The organism is Roseateles oligotrophus, from assembly GCF_014204525.1.
GTDB lineage: Bacteria > Pseudomonadota > Gammaproteobacteria > Burkholderiales > Burkholderiaceae_C > Paucibacter_A > Paucibacter_A oligotrophus_A.
Genome location: NZ_JACHLP010000001.1, coordinates 76,970 through 93,425, shown reverse-complemented (window position 1 = coordinate 93,425; position 16,456 = coordinate 76,970). Strand labels below are relative to the sequence as shown.

The 16,456-nt window shown below is 62.6% G+C and carries 15 protein-coding genes and 2 tRNA genes; 10 read left to right on the top strand and 7 right to left on the bottom strand.

What is annotated here, in order from left to right; translation table 11 throughout:
* The first annotated feature begins 164 nt into the window (after nucleotides 1-164).
* From pstC to phoR, 6 genes are all read left to right on the top strand, one after another.
* On the top strand, nucleotides 165-1,142 hold the full coding sequence (gene pstC / locus HNP55_RS00445) for a phosphate ABC transporter permease PstC (protein WP_184294931.1): 978 nt from the start codon (nucleotides 165-167) through the stop codon (nucleotides 1,140-1,142).
* A 29-nt stretch (nucleotides 1,143-1,171) separates the two neighbouring features.
* Nucleotides 1,172-2,023 carry a phosphate ABC transporter permease PstA gene (gene pstA / locus HNP55_RS00440; RefSeq protein WP_246448136.1) on the top strand — a complete coding sequence of 284 codons (852 nt, stop codon included), beginning with the start codon at nucleotides 1,172-1,174 and terminating at the stop codon, nucleotides 2,021-2,023.
* Nucleotides 2,024-2,038: 15 nt separating this feature from the next.
* A complete protein-coding gene (pstB, locus tag HNP55_RS00435; protein ID WP_184294928.1) occupies nucleotides 2,039-2,824 on the top strand; it encodes a phosphate ABC transporter ATP-binding protein PstB in 786 nt (261 codons plus the stop codon).
* Between the two features lie 112 nt (nucleotides 2,825-2,936).
* Nucleotides 2,937-3,644, top strand: a complete 708-nt coding sequence (phoU, locus tag HNP55_RS00430; RefSeq protein WP_184294925.1) for a phosphate signaling complex protein PhoU — start codon at nucleotides 2,937-2,939, stop codon at nucleotides 3,642-3,644.
* A gap of 34 nt (nucleotides 3,645-3,678) precedes the next feature.
* The gene (gene phoB / locus HNP55_RS00425) at nucleotides 3,679-4,380 is read left to right on the top strand and encodes a phosphate regulon transcriptional regulator PhoB (protein WP_184294922.1); all 702 of its coding nucleotides are present in this window, start codon (nucleotides 3,679-3,681) and stop codon (nucleotides 4,378-4,380) included.
* 55 nt (nucleotides 4,381-4,435) lie between these two features.
* On the top strand, nucleotides 4,436-5,809 hold the full coding sequence (gene phoR, locus HNP55_RS00420) for a phosphate regulon sensor histidine kinase PhoR (RefSeq protein ID WP_184294919.1): 1,374 nt from the start codon (nucleotides 4,436-4,438) through the stop codon (nucleotides 5,807-5,809).
* 77 nt (nucleotides 5,810-5,886) lie between these two features.
* Here phoR and HNP55_RS00415 read toward each other — a convergent pair whose 3' ends face one another.
* The 4 genes from HNP55_RS00415 to trxA all read right to left on the bottom strand — a co-directional run bounded on the left by HNP55_RS00415 (nucleotide 5,887) and on the right by trxA (nucleotide 9,977).
* A complete protein-coding gene (locus tag HNP55_RS00415; RefSeq protein WP_246448084.1) occupies nucleotides 5,887-7,491 on the bottom strand; it encodes a hypothetical protein in 1,605 nt (534 codons plus the stop codon).
* A 228-nt stretch (nucleotides 7,492-7,719) separates the two neighbouring features.
* On the bottom strand, nucleotides 7,720-7,977 hold the full coding sequence (locus HNP55_RS00410; RefSeq protein WP_184294913.1) for a type B 50S ribosomal protein L31: 258 nt from the start codon (nucleotides 7,975-7,977) through the stop codon (nucleotides 7,720-7,722).
* Between the two features lie 156 nt (nucleotides 7,978-8,133).
* Nucleotides 8,134-9,399: a transcription termination factor Rho gene (gene rho, locus HNP55_RS00405; RefSeq protein ID WP_184294909.1), complete on the bottom strand. Its 1,266-nt coding sequence runs from the start codon at nucleotides 9,397-9,399 to the stop codon at nucleotides 8,134-8,136.
* A 248-nt stretch (nucleotides 9,400-9,647) separates the two neighbouring features.
* The gene (trxA, locus tag HNP55_RS00400; RefSeq protein ID WP_184294906.1) at nucleotides 9,648-9,977 is read right to left on the bottom strand and encodes a thioredoxin TrxA; all 330 of its coding nucleotides are present in this window, start codon (nucleotides 9,975-9,977) and stop codon (nucleotides 9,648-9,650) included.
* A 229-nt stretch (nucleotides 9,978-10,206) separates the two neighbouring features.
* On the opposite strand from trxA, the gene HNP55_RS00395 reads away from it, so the two are divergent.
* The 3 genes from HNP55_RS00395 (at nucleotide 10,207) to HNP55_RS00385 (ending at nucleotide 12,719) form a co-directional block, all read left to right on the top strand.
* Nucleotides 10,207-10,283 (top strand) — tRNA-Pro (locus tag HNP55_RS00395).
* A gap of 260 nt (nucleotides 10,284-10,543) precedes the next feature.
* A complete protein-coding gene (locus HNP55_RS00390; protein ID WP_184294903.1) occupies nucleotides 10,544-12,532 on the top strand; it encodes an OPT family oligopeptide transporter in 1,989 nt (662 codons plus the stop codon).
* Nucleotides 12,533-12,642: 110 nt separating this feature from the next.
* Nucleotides 12,643-12,719 (top strand) — tRNA-Arg (locus tag HNP55_RS00385).
* Between the two features lie 113 nt (nucleotides 12,720-12,832).
* Here HNP55_RS00385 and HNP55_RS00380 read toward each other — a convergent pair.
* A complete protein-coding gene (locus tag HNP55_RS00380) occupies nucleotides 12,833-13,525 on the bottom strand; it encodes a glutathione S-transferase N-terminal domain-containing protein (protein ID WP_184294900.1) in 693 nt (230 codons plus the stop codon).
* Nucleotides 13,526-13,592: 67 nt separating this feature from the next.
* On the opposite strand from HNP55_RS00380, the gene HNP55_RS00375 reads away from it, so the two are divergent.
* Nucleotides 13,593-14,336 (top strand): hypothetical protein, encoded by a 744-nt coding sequence (locus HNP55_RS00375; RefSeq protein ID WP_184294896.1) that lies wholly within the window; start codon nucleotides 13,593-13,595, stop codon nucleotides 14,334-14,336.
* A 27-nt stretch (nucleotides 14,337-14,363) separates the two neighbouring features.
* On the opposite strand, the gene HNP55_RS00370 is transcribed toward HNP55_RS00375, so the two are convergent.
* The gene (locus tag HNP55_RS00370; RefSeq protein WP_184294893.1) at nucleotides 14,364-15,437 is read right to left on the bottom strand and encodes a phosphotransferase; all 1,074 of its coding nucleotides are present in this window, start codon (nucleotides 15,435-15,437) and stop codon (nucleotides 14,364-14,366) included.
* An 85-nt stretch (nucleotides 15,438-15,522) separates the two neighbouring features.
* Complete coding sequence (locus HNP55_RS00365; RefSeq protein WP_184294890.1) at nucleotides 15,523-16,227, bottom strand: Crp/Fnr family transcriptional regulator; 705 nt, start codon at nucleotides 16,225-16,227, stop codon at nucleotides 15,523-15,525.
* Nucleotides 16,228-16,456 lie beyond the last annotated feature (229 nt).

Genomic DNA, 16,456 nt, shown 5'->3' with positions numbered 1-16,456 from the left:
CTCTCAGGTCACAAGGTCCGGGTAGGCTCCCCAAGGTTTACCCGGATTTTGCTGCGTCTTTTGCCCGGTCAATCGACGCTGAAATTTTCATCAACGCGCAAGCATGCGGAGGCCACGTGGCCGCAATACTCCCAGCCAACAATTTTGAGTCCGGCGCTGAGGTCTTGAAAAAGACGCAGCCGCAGAGCCAGCCGCCGCAGCGGCGGGTGCTGGCCCCCTGGGCGGACACCCTTTTCTCCTTTTTGGCCCATGGCGCTGCCTGGCTGACCCTGGCCCTGTTGGTGGGCATCATCATTTCCTTGGTGATCGGGGCGCTGCCGGCCATCCGTGAATTCGGCCTGAGTTTCCTGTGGACCAGCGAATGGGATCCGGTGCAGGAGAAGTTCGGTGGTCTGGTGATGATTTACGGCACCTTGATGACCTCCTTCATCGCCTTGCTGATCGCCGTGCCGGTCAGCTTTGGCATTGCCTTGTTCCTGACCGAACTCTCGCCCACCTGGCTCAAGCGCCCGTTGGGCGTGGCGGTCGAATTGCTGGCGGCCGTGCCTTCCATCGTCTACGGCATGTGGGGTCTGCTGGTGTTCGGCCCCATCCTGGCGACCTATGTGCAACAGCCCCTGCAATCCGCGCTGAGCGGCGTGCCCTTCTTGAGCACCCTGGTCTCCGGCCCACCGGTTGGCATCGGCATTCTGTCGGCCGGCATCATCCTGGCCATCATGATCATCCCCTTCATCGCCGCGGTGATGCGTGATGTGTTCGAGGTCACCCCCGCCATGTTGAAGGAGTCCGCCTACGGCCTGGGTGCGACCACCTGGGAAGTGATGTGGCGGGTGGTCCTGCCCTACACCAAGACCGGTGTGATGGGCGGCATCATGCTGGGCCTGGGCCGCGCTCTGGGCGAGACCATGGCCGTGACCTTTGTCATCGGCAATATGAACCAGCTCAATTCCCTGTCGGTGTTCGAGGCGGCCAATAGCATCACCTCGGCCTTGGCCAATGAGTTTGCCGAAGCGGGCGAGGGCCTGCACCAGGCTTCGCTGATCTATCTGGGCCTGGTGCTGTTCTTCATCACCTTTGTGGTGCTGGCCTGCTCCAAGATCCTGCTGTCGCGCTTGAAGAAGAATGAAGGGACGCGCACATGACTACCCCCGTTACCGCCAATTCCAGCGGCATGAGCGCCAGCCGCCTGGCCATGCACCGCAAGCGCAAACGCGTCAACGCGATTGCCCTGGTGCTGGCCCTGGCCTCCATGGCTTTTGGCCTGGTCTGGTTGTTCTGGATCTTGTTTGAGACCGTGCGCCTGGGTGTGGGCGGCCTGAGCTTCGCGACCTTCAGCGAAATGACGCCCCCCCCGCTGGCCGAGACCGGCGGCCTGGCTAATGCCATCTTCGGCTCCGTCATGATGGTGGGCCTGGCCACGCTATTGGGCACGCCCATCGGCATCCTGGCCGGCATTTATCTGGCCGAGTATGGCCAGAAGAGTTGGCTGGGCGGCGTGGTGCGTTTCATTAACGACATCCTGCTGTCCGCCCCCTCCATCGTCGTGGGCCTGTTCATCTATGGCCTGGTGGTGGCGCGCATGCAGAGCTTCTCGGGTTTTGCCGGCGTCCTGGCCCTGGCCCTGATCGTCATCCCGGTCGTGATACGCCAGACCGAGAATATGCTGAGCCTGATTCCGAATGCCTTGCGCGAGGCCGCCTATGCCTTGGGTACGCCCAAGTGGAAGGTTATCTTGTCGGTCACCCTGAAGGCGGCCCGCGCCGGCGTGCTGACCGGCATCCTGTTGGCCCTGGCCCGCATCTCGGGTGAAACCGCGCCGCTGCTGTTCACGGCCCTGTCCAACCAGTTCTGGACCTCGGACATGAGCCAGCCCATGGCCAGCCTGCCGGTCACCATCTTCAAGTTCGCCATGAGCCCCTACGAAAACTGGCAAAAGCTGGCCTGGGCGGGCGTCTTCATCATCACCATGGGCGTGCTGCTGCTGAACATCCTGGCGCGCGTCCTCTTCAAGAACAAGCACTGAGCGGAAACCAACATCATGGACGCCAAAGTCGATATGCCTGTCACCGAGCGGGCCAAGCTCTCGGTCCGTAATCTGAACTTCTATTACGGCAATTTCCTCGCACTGAAGAACATCAATCTGGACATTCCGGAGAAGAAGGTCACCGCCTTCATCGGCCCCTCGGGCTGCGGCAAGTCCACCTTGTTGCGCACGCTGAACCGCATGTTCGAGCTCTATCCCGAGCAGCGTGCCGAAGGCGAGATCTTGCTGGACGGCAGCAATATCCTGACCTCCAAGGACGACGTCTCGCTGATCCGCGCCAAGATTGGCATGGTGTTCCAGAAGCCCACGCCTTTCCCCATGTCCATTTACGACAATATCGCCTTCGGCGTGCGTCTGTTCGAGACCCTGCCGCGGGTGGAGATGGATGAGCGCGTGGAATGGGCGCTGAAGAAGTCGGCGCTGTGGAACGAGGTCAAGGACAAGCTGAACCAGAGCGGCTCCGGCCTGTCGGGCGGCCAGCAGCAACGCTTGTGCATCGCGCGCGGCATCGCCATCAAACCCGAGATCCTCTTGCTGGACGAGCCCTGCTCGGCCCTGGACCCCATCTCCACCGGCAAGATCGAGGAGCTGATCCACGAGCTGAAGAGCGACTACACCGTGGCCATCGTGACCCACAATATGCAGCAGGCCGCGCGCTGCTCGGACTACACGGCCTATATGTATCTGGGCGACCTGATCGAGTTCGGTCCCACGGCCGAGCTCTTCATGAAGCCCAAGCGCAAGGACACCGAGGACTACATCACCGGCCGCTTCGGCTGATCTGCTCCTTTGCCGACCGCTGCAAGCAGGCCCATCTGGCTTCTTGCGGCGATTGATTGATATGGACTGAGGCTCGGAATGACGGGCCCCACGATTGATTCAGGAAATCACCATGAGTGACAAGCATCTCTCCACCCAATTCGACGCAGAACTGAGCGGCATCTCCACCCGCGTGCTGGAGATGGGCGGCCTGGTCGAGTCCCAGGTAGCCCAGGCCGTGCTGGCCCTGACTTCGTTCAGCAGCGATATCGCCGGTGCCGTGCTCAAGCAAGAAGAGCAGGTCAATGCCATGGAGGTCGAGATCGACCGCGATCTCTCCAGCATCATCGCCCGTCGCCAGCCGACCGCCCGCGATCTGCGTCTGCTGATCGCCATCTCCAAGACGATTGCGAACCTGGAGCGCGTCGGCGACGAGGCCGCCCGTGTGGCCCGCACCGTGCAGCGCTTGATCAACTCCGGCGTCTCCAGCCGCCTGCGCCTGCCCATGTCCGATCTCGCTTTTGAAGCCGAGCTGGCCACGGCCTTGCTGCGCAAGGCCCTGGACGCTTTTGCTCGCCTGGACGTGGATCGTGCCGTCGAAGTGCTGAAGCAGGACGACCAGATCGACAAGGAATTCGATGGCCTGCTGCGCAAGCTGATCACCTACATGATGGAAGACCCGCGCACCATCTCCTCGGCCATCGATATGGTCTTCGTGGCCAAGGCGATCGAGCGGGTGGGCGACCATGCCAAAAATCTGGCCGAAGTCATCATCTATGTGGTCAAGGGTACGGACGTGCGTCACAACACGCCCGAGGCCGTCGAGACCATGGTTCGCTGAGTCGCCTCGCCAATCCTAGCAACGAGGGAAGAACATGAGCCGAATTCTTGTGGTGGAAGACGAGTCGGCGATTGCCGAACTGATTTCCATCAATCTGCGCCACGCAGGTTTTGAAGTGACCCTGGCCTCCAGCGCGGACCAGGCCCAGTACGAGGTGGACCGGGTGCTGCCCGATCTGGTGGTGCTGGACTGGATGTTGCCCGGCCAGTCGGGCCTGGCCCTGGCGCGTCAATGGCGTTCTGCCGTGCGCACCAAGGAGCTGCCCATCATCATGCTGACCGCCAGAGCCGAGGAGACCGACAAGGTCTCGGGTCTGGACGCCGGTGCGGATGACTATCTGACCAAGCCTTTCTCGACCAATGAGCTGCTGGCCCGCATCCGTGCGGTGCTGCGCCGCAAGGCGCCCGAGGCCCTGGACTCGCTGGTGGAAATCTCCGGCCTGAGCCTGGACCCCGGCACCCGCCGCGTCAGCCGCGAGGGTGCGGAGGTCAAGCTGGGTCCGACCGAGTTCCGCCTGCTGCATTTCTTCATGACCCATCCCGAGCGTGTGCACAGCCGCTCGCAGCTGCTGGACCGCGTCTGGGGCGACCATGTGTTCATCGAAGAGCGCACCGTCGATGTCCACGTCAAGCGTTTGCGTGAGGCCTTGGAGCGCGTCCAATGCGCGCGCATGATTGAGACCGTGCGGGGCGCAGGCTACCGGCTGACGCAGCTGTCGGCCGCTTTGCAGGCTTGAGATCAGGGGCTGGCAAGCCCCTGTTTTACTTGATCAACCAGAACCGGGAGTTCAGGTGAGTTGGTTGTTGCCGAGATTTGTTTTGGCCGCCCTGGCGGTGGCCATGGGTGCCTTCGTCGGTCTCTGGGCTGGCAAGCTGTTTGATATTCCCCTGCTGGCCGAGGCCCTGGGTGCCGCGACGGCGGTGGGGGCGCTGGTCTTGATCGATGCCGTGCGCGGGCACAGGCTGCTGATCTGGCTGCGGGGTTCGCAGCAAGAGCTGGCGCCGCGGGATACCGGCCTGTGGGGCGAGCTGGCCTATCGCATGGAGCGGGCGGTGCGTGAGCGCGAGAAAATCATCGCTCGCGAGCGCCTGCAACTGGAGCAGTTCCTGTCCGCCATCGAGGCCTCGCCCAATGGCGTTCTGATGCTGGACGGCCAGGATCACATCCTCTGGTGCAACCGGGTGTCGGCCGATCATTTCTCGCTCGATCCGCAGCGGGATCTGCGTCAGCGCATCACCAATCTGGTCCGTTCGCCCACCTTTGTGGCCTTTTTGCAGGCCGGTCATTTTGAGGCGCCTTTGCTGCTGAGCAATGTGCGCGGTCAAGGCACACTGTCCGTCGTGGTGCGCTGTTATGGCGAGGGGATGCGCCTGGTGCTGAGCCAGGACATCACCGAACGTGAGCGGGCCGACGCCATGCGCCGCGACTTCGTGGCCAATGTCTCGCACGAGATCCGCACGCCCTTGACCGTGCTGTCGGGCTTTATCGAGACCATGAGTTCCTTGCCGCTGACTGAGGCCGAGCGCCGCCGGGTGCTGACCTTGATGGGCCAGCAAACCGAGCGCATGCAAGGCCTTGTCAGCGATCTGCTGACCCTGGCCCAGTTGGAAGGCAGCCCTCGGCCGGCGGCGGACCGCTGGGTCTCGCTCGACGCCTTGTTGACCCGGATTCAATCCGACGCCGTGGCGCTGTCGGCGGGCAAGCATCAGATCACGGTGCAGCCGGCCACCCAGGTGGAGCTGGCCGGGGTGGAGTCGGAGTTGCTTAGCGCGGCCGCCAATCTGGTCACCAATGCCGTGCGCTACACGCCGGCCGGCGGCCAGATCGATGTGGTCTGGCGTGAGTTGCCGGGTGGTGCCGGCGAGCTGAGCGTGCAGGATACGGGCCTTGGCATCGCACGCGAGCATTTGCCGCGTCTGGCCGAGCGCTTTTATCGCGTGGATGGCAGTCGCTCTCGCGAAACCGGGGGCACAGGCCTGGGCCTGTCCATCGTCAAGCATGTGGTGCAGCGTCACGGAGGGGAGCTGTCAATTCAAAGCGAGGCCGGCAAGGGCTCGCGCTTCAATCTGCAGTTTCCTCCGGCCCGGGTGCGTCATGCCGGTGAGCCTGCTTTGGGTGTGGAGGCGGCCGCCTGGTCGGGCAGTGAGGGCGTGGCCGTGAATTGATTTCAATCGTTCGCAAGCAAACAAAAAAAGGGCCGGATCCCGTTCAGGATCCGGCCCTTTTATTTGGCCGATTGCGTTCAGCTGCCGCTTTGCTTGCGCAGAATCTTGAAGCTTGCCTGGCGGTCCATGGGCCTTTGCGTCAGGGTCAGCAAGGTCCAGCCGGCGGGTGTCGGTGCGGCGGCCGACTGAAGGGCATATTCGCAGGCCGTTTCACTCAACGCCTGCCTGGCCTCGACACGCCAGCCGCCGCGGAACTCCAGCGCCGCCAGGGTGGCCATCGAAAGCTGGGGCGCGGCCAGGCAGTTGCTGTTCAGCGGCACCTCCTCTTTGATGTGCTGGACCAAGGCTTTGTCGCCGCGTACATAGTCGGCGAAAGGCAGCAGAATCGTCATCGCCAAGAGCCAGCACAAGGCCACGCCACCGGCGGGCAAGACCAGGCTTTTCCACAAGGCATGCTGGTGCCGGGCGGTACGCCAGCGCACCAGGGCCAGCCAGGCGGCCGTGGCGCACAGGGCGAGCGTTAGCGCCAGGGCATTGAACTGCGGCTCGAAGCCCTCCGCCAGGCGGCGCAGATTGGCGACCGGCGTGGCGGGCCAGTTCAGTTGCATGGACAGGTAATAGACCCAGAAGAACAGGGCGCCCGCGCTGAAGAAGAAGACCGAGAACCAATCCATCGCCGCGGCCAGGCTGCGCTTCAGGGTGGGCAGGGCGAAGGCGGCCAGGACGGCAAACGCCGGCAGGCCGAGCAGCAAGGCGCGGTCGGAGCCGGCCATCAACAAGCTGGTTGCCATCGCGATCAAGGCGGTACTCAAAGGCACAAAGATGTGGCGACGCCGCCAATGGGCTCGCCAGCGCCACAGCGTCCAGGCCGCCAGCGGCCAGGCCGGCCAGCAGAACCAGGCCAGCAGGTTGAGGAAGTCCAGCGGCAAGTCCATGCCCGGCACGACTTCGACCCGCCAGGCCCAGGCATTGAATTCCCAGGCACTGATGGCGGCCAACATGCCCGAGATCAGCAGCCAGAGGCTGAGCTCGCGCACCTGTGCGTACTGGGAACGATGGCATTGATAGGCGCCGATCAAGGCATAGACCAGGGCCACGGCCGGTGCGTCGCTGGCGGCCAGCATCGGCAGGGAAATCATCACCGCCCAGCGCGCTTTGGCGATGCGGAAGGGGGCTGCGGACAGGCCGTAGAGATAGAGGGCGCTGGCCAGCAGCTGCATGAGTTCGGGCGTGGTCTCATGGCCCAGTTGCAGCAGACCCAAAGAGGCAATCAGGGCCAGCAGGGCGCCATCGGCCAGGGCGCGTGCGTAGTCCACCGATTGGGCTTCGCCGCCGAAGGCAAAGGCGACCGGTTGCGCGGCCTCGGTGCGCGCCAGATGGAAGCAGCTGTACCAAACCAGCACCAAGACCAGCACCAGCATCAGGGCGTAGGGCAGGCGGGCCGCGAAGGCAGCATCCACCATGGGCAAGGCCTTGATGGCCATGGCGCCGATCCAGTAGGGCAGGGGGCCGCCTTCAGCGTGCAGGCCCGCGATGCTGGGCTGCCACCAGGGCGCATGACCTTGGGCCACACTGGCCATGAAGCCGAAAGAGCTCAGATCCGCATTACGCCAGGGTTCCCGCCCGAACAGGCCGGGTAGGACGTAGGCGGCGCAAAAAAACAGCAGCGCCAGTCGTGGCATGCGTTGGGCGCCGCGAATGGCAACAATGGCAGGGCTAGGTAGATTCACGCGGGGAGGTCGGGGCAAAGGGTTTGAGTCTGGCGCCATCATGCCGCAGAAATCCTGCGGCCAAGCCGCTTTGGCGCAAGGGCTGCGGAGCATGTTCGAGCCGCCAGGCCCGAGTGGAAAATCCAGGCGAAAAAAAAGGCAGCCGGAGCTGCCCTTTTTGATTCAGCCTGGGAGGGCTGCTTACTTCTTGGCGAAGCCTGCAAACTTGTTGCGGAACTTCTCGACGCGGCCGCCGAGGTTGTCGATGCTCTTTTGCTGGCCGGTGTAGAAGGGGTGCGATTCGCTGGTGGTTTCCAGCTTGATCAAGGGCACTTCGCGACCGTCTTCCAGCTTGATGCTTTCTTTGCTGCCCATGGTCGAGCGCGTCACGAACTTGAAGCCGTTGGATTGATCCACGAAGCAAACGTCGCGGTAATTGGGGTGAATGCCGTCTTTCATGGGGGTCTCTCTCTGCGGTGCCATGCCGATAGCCACGCCACACCATGTGACGCACTTATCTGGCGGAGGAAAACGGGGATTATAGCCTGAAGTTTGCTGCCTGGGCTGGCCCAGGCAGCAGGGCAAGCTTTGGTCTTGCCCTGAAGTCCTGAAGAATCAACCGCCTCGACGCATCATGTCGAAGAAATCGAGGTTGTTCTTGGTGGACTTCATCTTGTCCAGCACGAACTCCATCGCTTCGATCTCGTCCATGTTGTAGAGCAGCTTGCGCAGAATCCAGCTCTTTTGCAGGATCTCGGGCTTGAGCAGCAGCTCTTCGCGTCGGGTGCCGGACTTGTTGATCAGGATCGAGGGGTAGACACGCTTCTCGGCCATGCGGCGATCCAGATGGATTTCGCAGTTGCCTGTGCCCTTGAACTCTTCGTAAATCACCTCGTCCATGCGGCTGCCGGTGTCGATCAGGGCCGTGCCGATGATGGTCAGCGAGCCGCCTTCCTCGACCTTGCGCGCCGCGCCGAAGAAGCGCTTGGGGCGCTGCAAGGCATTGGCGTCCACGCCGCCGGTCAAGACCTTGCCGGACGAGGGCAGGACGTTGTTGTAGGCGCGGGCCAGGCGGGTGATGGAGTCCAAGAGGATGATCACATCCTTCTTCAGCTCGACCAGACGCTTGGCGCGCTCGATCACCATTTCGGCCACCTGCACATGGCGGGCGGCGGGCTCGTCGAAGGTGGAGCTGATGACCTCGCCACGCACGGTGCGAATCATCTCGGTCACTTCTTCGGGGCGCTCGTCCACCAGCAGCACGATCAGATGCGACTCGGGATGATTGGCGACCAGCGCGTGCGCGATGCTCTTCATCATCTCGGTCTTGCCGGTCTTGGGCTGGGCAACGATCAGGGCGCGCTGGCCTTTGCCGATGGGGGCGATCAGGTCGATGATGCGGCCGGTGACGTTCTCTTCGCCCTTGAAGTTATCGCGTTCGAGCTTGAACTGTTCGCGCGGGAACAGCGGCGTCAAGTTCTCGAACATGATCTTGTGCTTGCTCTCCTCGGGCGTCAGCTGGTTGACGCGATCGACCTTGACCAGGGCAAAGTAGCGCTCGCCATCCTTGGGCACGCGCACCTCGCCTTCGATCATGTCGCCGGTGTGGAGATTGAAGCGGCGGATCTGGCTGGGGCTTAGATAGATGTCATCGGTCGACGCCATATAGCTGTCGTCGATGGAGCGTAGAAAGCCGAAGCCATCGGGCAGGACTTCGAGCACGCCGTCGCCGAACACTTGTTCGCCGGCTTTGGCGCGCTTTTTCATGATGGCAAACATCAGCTCCTGCTTGCGCATGCGAGCGACGTTGTCGATCTCAAGCGCCTCGCCCATCTTGATGAGCTCGGAGACGTGTAGCGCTTTCAGTTCGGAAAGATGCATGGGTGAACACCCGGTAGGGGGTCAAAAATTCTGCCAAGAATCAGTGACAAATACTTCGGCAACCCGCAAACCCGCTTGCTGCCCGAGGCCTGGGCCGGGCAAAACACGCAAGGCAAAAAACGCGGGAGCTGGGGTGCCGAGTCCACGCGCCAGGTCGAATCGGAGCCGGGCTGGGCGTGTTGGCAAACTGCGGAATCTGCGAATCCCAGGCTTGGGTTCCCGGGTTCGCAGATGCAATTATGGGGGGATTATAGATTGGCGTCCAAGAAGGCCGTCAACTGTGCTTTCGACAAGGCGCCGACCTTGGTGGCGGCCAACTGGCCGTCCTTGAACAACATCAGGGTGGGGATGCCGCGGATGCCGAACTTGGCGGGAACTTCGCGGTTCTCGTCGACGTTCATCTTGGCGATTTGCAGGCGGTCGCCGTAGTCCTTGGACACTTCATCCAGGATGGGGGCGATCATCTTGCAAGGGCCGCACCACTCAGCCCAGTAGTCCACCAGCACGGGCTTGCCGGCTTTGATCACATCGTTGTCAAAAGATGCGTCGGAAATATGTTTGATCAGTTCGCTGCTCATTGCTTGTCCTTGGGGCGGGCCGACTGGTTTGCCGCTGTCTTGTCGCTAGGCACCGGTAAGGGCTTACGTTGGTGCTGGGTGATTTTGACACAAAGGCAGGGCCTCGCTGGCGAGCCGGGTTTTCCTTGTTTGACCCGGGCCCATGCCGATGAAATTTGCGTCTATTTCAAAAAATCAGCAAAAAGTTCAAAAGAGACCGAAATATTCGGGCTAGAATCATGGTCTTAGTCGGGGCGTAGCGCAGCCTGGTAGCGCATCTGCTTTGGGAGCAGAGGGTCGCGAGTTCGAATCCCGCCGCCCCGACCAAGACCTTTTGCTGCCTCGCCTTTCGAGCTGGTAAGCACAAAATTGGATAGCCCGCTGCAAGCATCTAGCCTGCAGCGGGTTTTTTCATGTCCGCTTTAAGGTGGGTGTGCGTTCTTCCGAATTTTTTGGGTTCAGGCCGCCACATCTTTGGGTTATCTCGGCTTACCGGAATGCAGGGAAGCAGGGACACTTCGCGGCTTCGGGTTTACCGACCCCATTTCTGAGTCCTCACGCAGGGCTTCAAACCTAGACCTCTGATCATGGCTATTCAACAACTGACCGACGAGCAGATCCGCAGCTGGACGCGCGCGCAAAAAGACGAGTGGTGGTTCAAGAACATTTTCCGCGGCGATATGGCCCAGCTGAGCCTGCGCTCGGGCCTGACCGGCTTCTTGCTGGGCGGGATCCTGGCTGCAACAGCCCTGTATATCGGCGCCAAGACCGGCATCGGCATCGGTGTCGGCCTGACCTCGGTCATCTTGTCCTTTGCCTTGTTCAAGGTCTTGAGCAGCGCCGGCCTGGCAAATGACTACACCATTCTCGAGAACAACTGCACCCAGTCCATCGCCACGGCGGCGGGTTATGCGGTGATGCCCATGATCTCGAGCTTGTCGGCTTATATGCTGATCACCGAACGCATCATCCCCTGGTGGCAGATGATGATCTGGATCATCGTGGTCTCGATTCTGGGCGTGCTGGTGGCTTTCCCGATGAAGCGCCGCTTCATCAACGAAGAGCAACTGCCTTTCCCCGAAGGTCGTGCCAGCGGCGTGGTGCTGGACTCGCTCTACAACGGCGATGCCGGCGAAGGCATGTTCAAGGCCCGGCTGCTTGGCTGGGTGGCCGGCGGCACGGCGGCCTATCAAGCCATCGTCAGCGATGGCTGGATGAAGCTGCTGCAGTTCAAGATTCTGCGCATGGACCAATGGGCGGGCATGAAGGAGCCCTGGGTTCTGCATGAACGCCTGGACACTTATTACTACCAGGCCGCGGTCAAGGCCGAGCTGTGGCTGCCCAAGATCCTGGGGACCGATTTCCGCGTCCTGGGTCTGCGTTTCACGCTGGATGCGGCCATGCTGGGCGTCGGCGGCCTGATGGGGATTGCCGTGGCGACCAGTTGCTTGCTGGGCTCCTTCCTGAACTTCGCTGTGCTGGCGCCGCTGATGATTCAGGCCGGCGACATCACCCAGCGCGTGGCGCCTAACGGCAGCCTGGTGCCGATTTCGCGCGTGGAAATCGTCAATCAATGGTCGCTGTGGTGGGCCGTCACGATGATGGTGGTGGGTGCGCTGATGGGCTTGCTGGCCAAGCCTGAAATGTTCACCAGCGCCTTCAAGTCCCTGGGCAAGAAGAAGGCGGCGGCCGAGGCGCCGGGCAAGGATTTGCTGGCGCATATCGAGGTGCCGCTGTGGGTCTCCTATATCGGCGTGCCCATCTTCAGCTTGTTGGGCGCCTGGGTGACGCATCTGTTCTTTGGTGTGCCCTGGCTCTTGGCCTTGGCCTCGCTGCCACTGATCTTTGTGCTGACGGTGATCTGCACCAATGCCATGGCCTTGACTTCCTGGACGCCCACCGGCGCGCTGTCCAAGATCACCCAATTCACCATGGGCGCGATTGACCGCAGCAACCCGGCCAGCAATCTGCTGCCTGCCGGCATGACCTCGGAGATCGCCAGCAATGCCGCCAATCTGCTGTCCGACATCAAGCCCGGCTATATGCTGGGTGGCAAGCCGCGCCACCAGGCCGTCGGCCATGTGATCGGTATCTTCGCCGGCGTGATGGCTTGCGTGCCGCTGTTCTACCTGCTGTTCCTGCCGGCTGACGCCAACGGCTTGCGCTCCACGGCCAGCATGGTGACCGACCAGTTTGCTTTCCCCGCCGCCCTGCAGTGGAAGGGCGTGGCCGAGATCATTGCCAAGGGCTTGAGCGGCCTGCCGGCCTCGGCCATCACCGCCATGATCATCGCGGCCGTCTCGGCCGTGCTGATCGAGTTGGCCCGCATCGTGACCAAGGGCCGCTTCCCTCTGTCCTCGGTGTCCATCGGCCTGGGCGTGGTGCTGCCGCCCGAGTCCGTGCTGGCCATGTTCCTGGGTGCGCTGCTGTTCTGGATCATGGGCCGCCGTAACAAGGCGCCTGGCAGCAAGGGTCGTCGTATCTGGGTGGACGGTTGTGAGCCGATTTGCGCCGGTCTGATCTCCGGTGCCGCCCTGATGGGCATCGGCAATGCCATCATCAATGTGATGCTGTGATATTGAGCTGAGCACCTTTTGCGGGTTTGGCAGGCTTGTGCCGTGGCACAATCACGACCCCGCAAGGGCAGGGCCCGGGCCGCTCGATCGCGAGCGGCTCAGGCCCCCAACCGACCATAGCTCAACTGGATAGAGCACCCGCCTTCTAAGCGGGCGGTTGCAAGTTCGATTCTTGCTGGTCGGGCCACTCTGGCCTACTCCTGTTCTGGATCTCCGGCCCCGCTGCGCCCCCTCCTGTCGCGCTGCAAACCCCCTCTTGTTTTCCCTCGCCCGGCGTGTGCTTGCGTCTCGGTCGTCGCCTCAGTGCTTTTTGTACTGCGCTTCGCCGAACAGGTTCTCGCGTGCTTTATCGTCGAGCAGCGGCCTGCGCAGATCGGCCAGCACCTCCAGGCCACGCTGAACCGCGGGGCGAGCGGCGATCTCGTCGAACCAACCCTTCAGGTGCAGATAGTCGCCGAGCTCCACGCCCTGGTTCTTCCAGGAGCGCAGCCAGGGGAAGATCGCCATATCGGCGATGCTGTATTCTTTGCCACCGATATAGGTGCTGGCGGCCAGGCGTTTGTTCATCACCGCGTAAAGCCTTTGTGCTTCACTGCTGTAGCGCTGGATCGCGTAGTCCATCTTCTCCTTGGCATAGACCCGGAAGTGATGGGCCTGCCCCAGCATCGGCCCCACGCCCCCCACCTGGAACATCAGCCATTGCAATACCTCGTACTTTCCGCTCGCGTCCTGTGGCAGAAAGCGCCCGCTCTTGCCGGCCAGGTAGAGCAGAATCGCGCCCGATTCGAACAGGCCGATGGGACGGCCGTCCGGGCCCTCGCTGTCGACCAGGGCCGGGATCTTGTTATTGGGGCTGAGCGCCATGAATTTGGCCTCGAATTGCGCGCCGCTGCCGATGTCCACGGGGATCACCCGATAGGGCAGGCCGCATTCTTCCAACATGATGTGAACTTTGTGGCCATTGGGTGTGGGCCATGAGTAAAGATCAATCATGGGGGAATCTCCAAATCTCAACTTCGGTCGGGGGCGCGGGCCCTATGTCTATGCATTGTCCTAGCTCATGTTTTTAAAGCAAGTCAAACGCTGGCTGGTGGCACGTGCCAATGCGGCACGCTGGCGGCCTATTTATGACTGGGCCGAAAGCCACCAGGCTCAATTCCGCCTTGCCAAGGATGGGCGTGGTTTCTTGATCGACCAGCCCAAGGCCTTGCCCGGCAGCTTGCGCATCGAGTGGGGGGCTTCGCAGCGCGCTTATATCGAGGGCACGGAGTTGCGCATGCGCTGCGAGCTGCATCTGCACAGCGATCTGCAGATGATGGTCTTGTGCCGCCAACTGATGGAGGTGCTGGAGCGCATCGTCTTTGAGGCCTATACCGACACCTTGAAGACCCGGGTCGACACCGACACGCCCGAGGAAATGCGCTGGCTGGTGATGTTTCCCAAGCTGAACCAGATGAGTTCCAAGCTGGTGCGCCAGCGCTTTGGCGCCCTGGGCGTCAACAAGGAGTTGACGGCGGACTGGATCGAAGGCGAGTTGAGCGAACTGCTGGCTCAATCGAGCCAGGACTTGCTGCCTCCGGGCCATCCCTTTGTGCTGATGACCATGCGTGGCAATGTCTATCTGCGCACGGCCATGGTCGAGCCTTCGCTGCCCAAGATCCAGGCCCTGGTGCGTTTGCTGGAGACGGCTTGCCGCGAGGCGCAGCGTGTCAATGGCAAGTTGTCGGATCGCGGCCCCTGGCCGACCACCACCTCGGTGGCCTGGCAGAGCTCGCAGCCCGAAGAGGACAACTCGCGGCGCTAAGCCCGCGCGGCTCTCCAGGCTGGGCTGTCAGCCCTTGCGCGCAAACTGCCAGGCCAGCTCGGCCAGCGGGCGGGCACCGGCTCCCGCCTCGCGGGCTTGCTGGCTGGCCGCCGTGCCGTCCTCCACCCGCTTGGCAATGCCTTGCAAGATGGCGGCGATGCGGAACAGGTTGTAGGCCAGATAGAAATTCCAATCCGTCATCACCCCGGCCACATCGCTGCGGCCGGTGCGTTCGCAATAGCTGCGCACATAGCTCAGCTCGTCGGGGATGCCCAGGGCCGCCAGGTCTTGGCCGGCCAGGCCGCGGGCCACGCCCGAGGTCTGGATATGCCAGGACATGCAGTGGTAGCTGAAGTCGGCCAGCGGGTGACCCAGGGTGGAGAGCTCCCAGTCCAGCACGGCGATGATGCGCGGCTCCTCGGGGTGGAAGACCAGATTGTCGATGCGGAAGTCGCCGTGGACGATGGCGACCTCGTTCTCATCGCTGGCCGAGGCCGGGATGTGCTTGGGCAGCCACTCGATCAGCCTTTCCATGGCCTCGATGGGCTGGGTCAGCGAGGCCAGGTACTGCTTGCTCCAGCGGCCGATCTGGCGCTCGAAATAATTGCCGGGCTTGCCATAACTGCTCAGGCCCAGGGCGGCGAAGTCCACCTTGTGCAGAGCGGCGATGACGCGGTTCATCTCCGCGTAGATCGCCCCACGCTCCGTGGTCGGCATGCCGGGCAGGGCCTGGTCCCAGAAGATGCGGCCGGGCATGTACTCCATCAGGTAGAAGGCGCGGCCTATGACCGCTTCGTCCTCGCACAGGCCCAGCATGGCGGGCACCGGCACCGCGCTGCCGGCCAGGGCGCGCATCACGGTGAACTCGCGTTCGATCGCATGGGCCGAGGGCAAAAGCTTGGCTACCGGCGCCGGCTTGCTGCGCATCACATAGCTGCGCTGCGGCGTGATGAGTTTGTAGCTGGGATTGGACTGGCCGCCCTTGAACTGCTCCACGCTCAAGGGTCCGGCAAAGCCGGGGATATGGGCCTGCATCCAGGCACTCAGCGCCTCGTTGTTCAGGGTCTGGCTGGGGGCTCGGGTGCCGGTAAATGCGTCCATGGCTCGCTTCAAATGAGGGTGCTGCGTTGATTGGGGACGGCCCCCACGGCCCAAGCAGCAAAGCGCGGCCTTGCGGCGCTTGTCGCTAGCGGGCGGCGATGGCCATCAGCTTTTCCTTGCTGAGCACGACCAGGCGGGTGGGTTCCACCCGGACCGCGCCGTCGCGCTCGAAGCCCTTGAGCTCTTGATTGACGCGTTGGCGCGAGGCGCCCAGCAACTGGGCCAGATCCTCCTGCGCCAGTTGCAGACCGATGCGTATCTCCTCGCCCTGCGGCACGCCGTAGGAGCGCGCCAGCAGCAGGATCTGCTTGGCCAGGCGGGAGGCCAGGGGCCGGGTGTTGAGGTCTTCCACCGCGTCGAACATCAGGCGCAGGCGCCGGCAGTTCAGGCGCAGCAAGGCCTCGTACAGCTCGCTGTGCGACTGCAGCAATTGCTTGAAATCGGGTTTGCGCACCACCAGCAAGGTGGTGTCGCCATGCGTGCTGGCGTCGTGGGTGCGCGGCAGGCCGTCGAACAAGGAGATGTCGCCAAACCAGGTGCCGGGCTCTACATAGGTCAGGGAAATCTGCTTGCCCGCCAGTGAGACCGAGCTGACCCGCACCGCACCCTTGGCCACGCCCACCCATTCCTCGGCCGGCTCGCCGCGGCAGGACAGCAAGGCGCCATCGCCCAGCCGACGCACCGAGGCGCGGGAAAGAATGTCGCTGCGTAGCGTTGGTGACAGCTTGGAAAACCACGACCCCGATTCGATATTGCTGCGTTCGGAAATTGTAAGAACCGTACTATTCATGCTGAGTCGCTGACGTGACAGCAGGAGGCTGCCGTGTTGCGGCTTATTGTCCACGAGCTGGCCGCGCCGGGTGGTGGCGGGAAAATACCCTGTGCAAAGCGGGCACTAACGGCTTGCTTGGTGTCTGTGATGTGCCCGGCTTGGCGGGGAAGCGGGTCGGCTGCTAAGCCAAAAAACAAGCGGTGCTTGGCGGGCCTGTCAGCATGTCTACAACGGGCAGGTCCCGTGA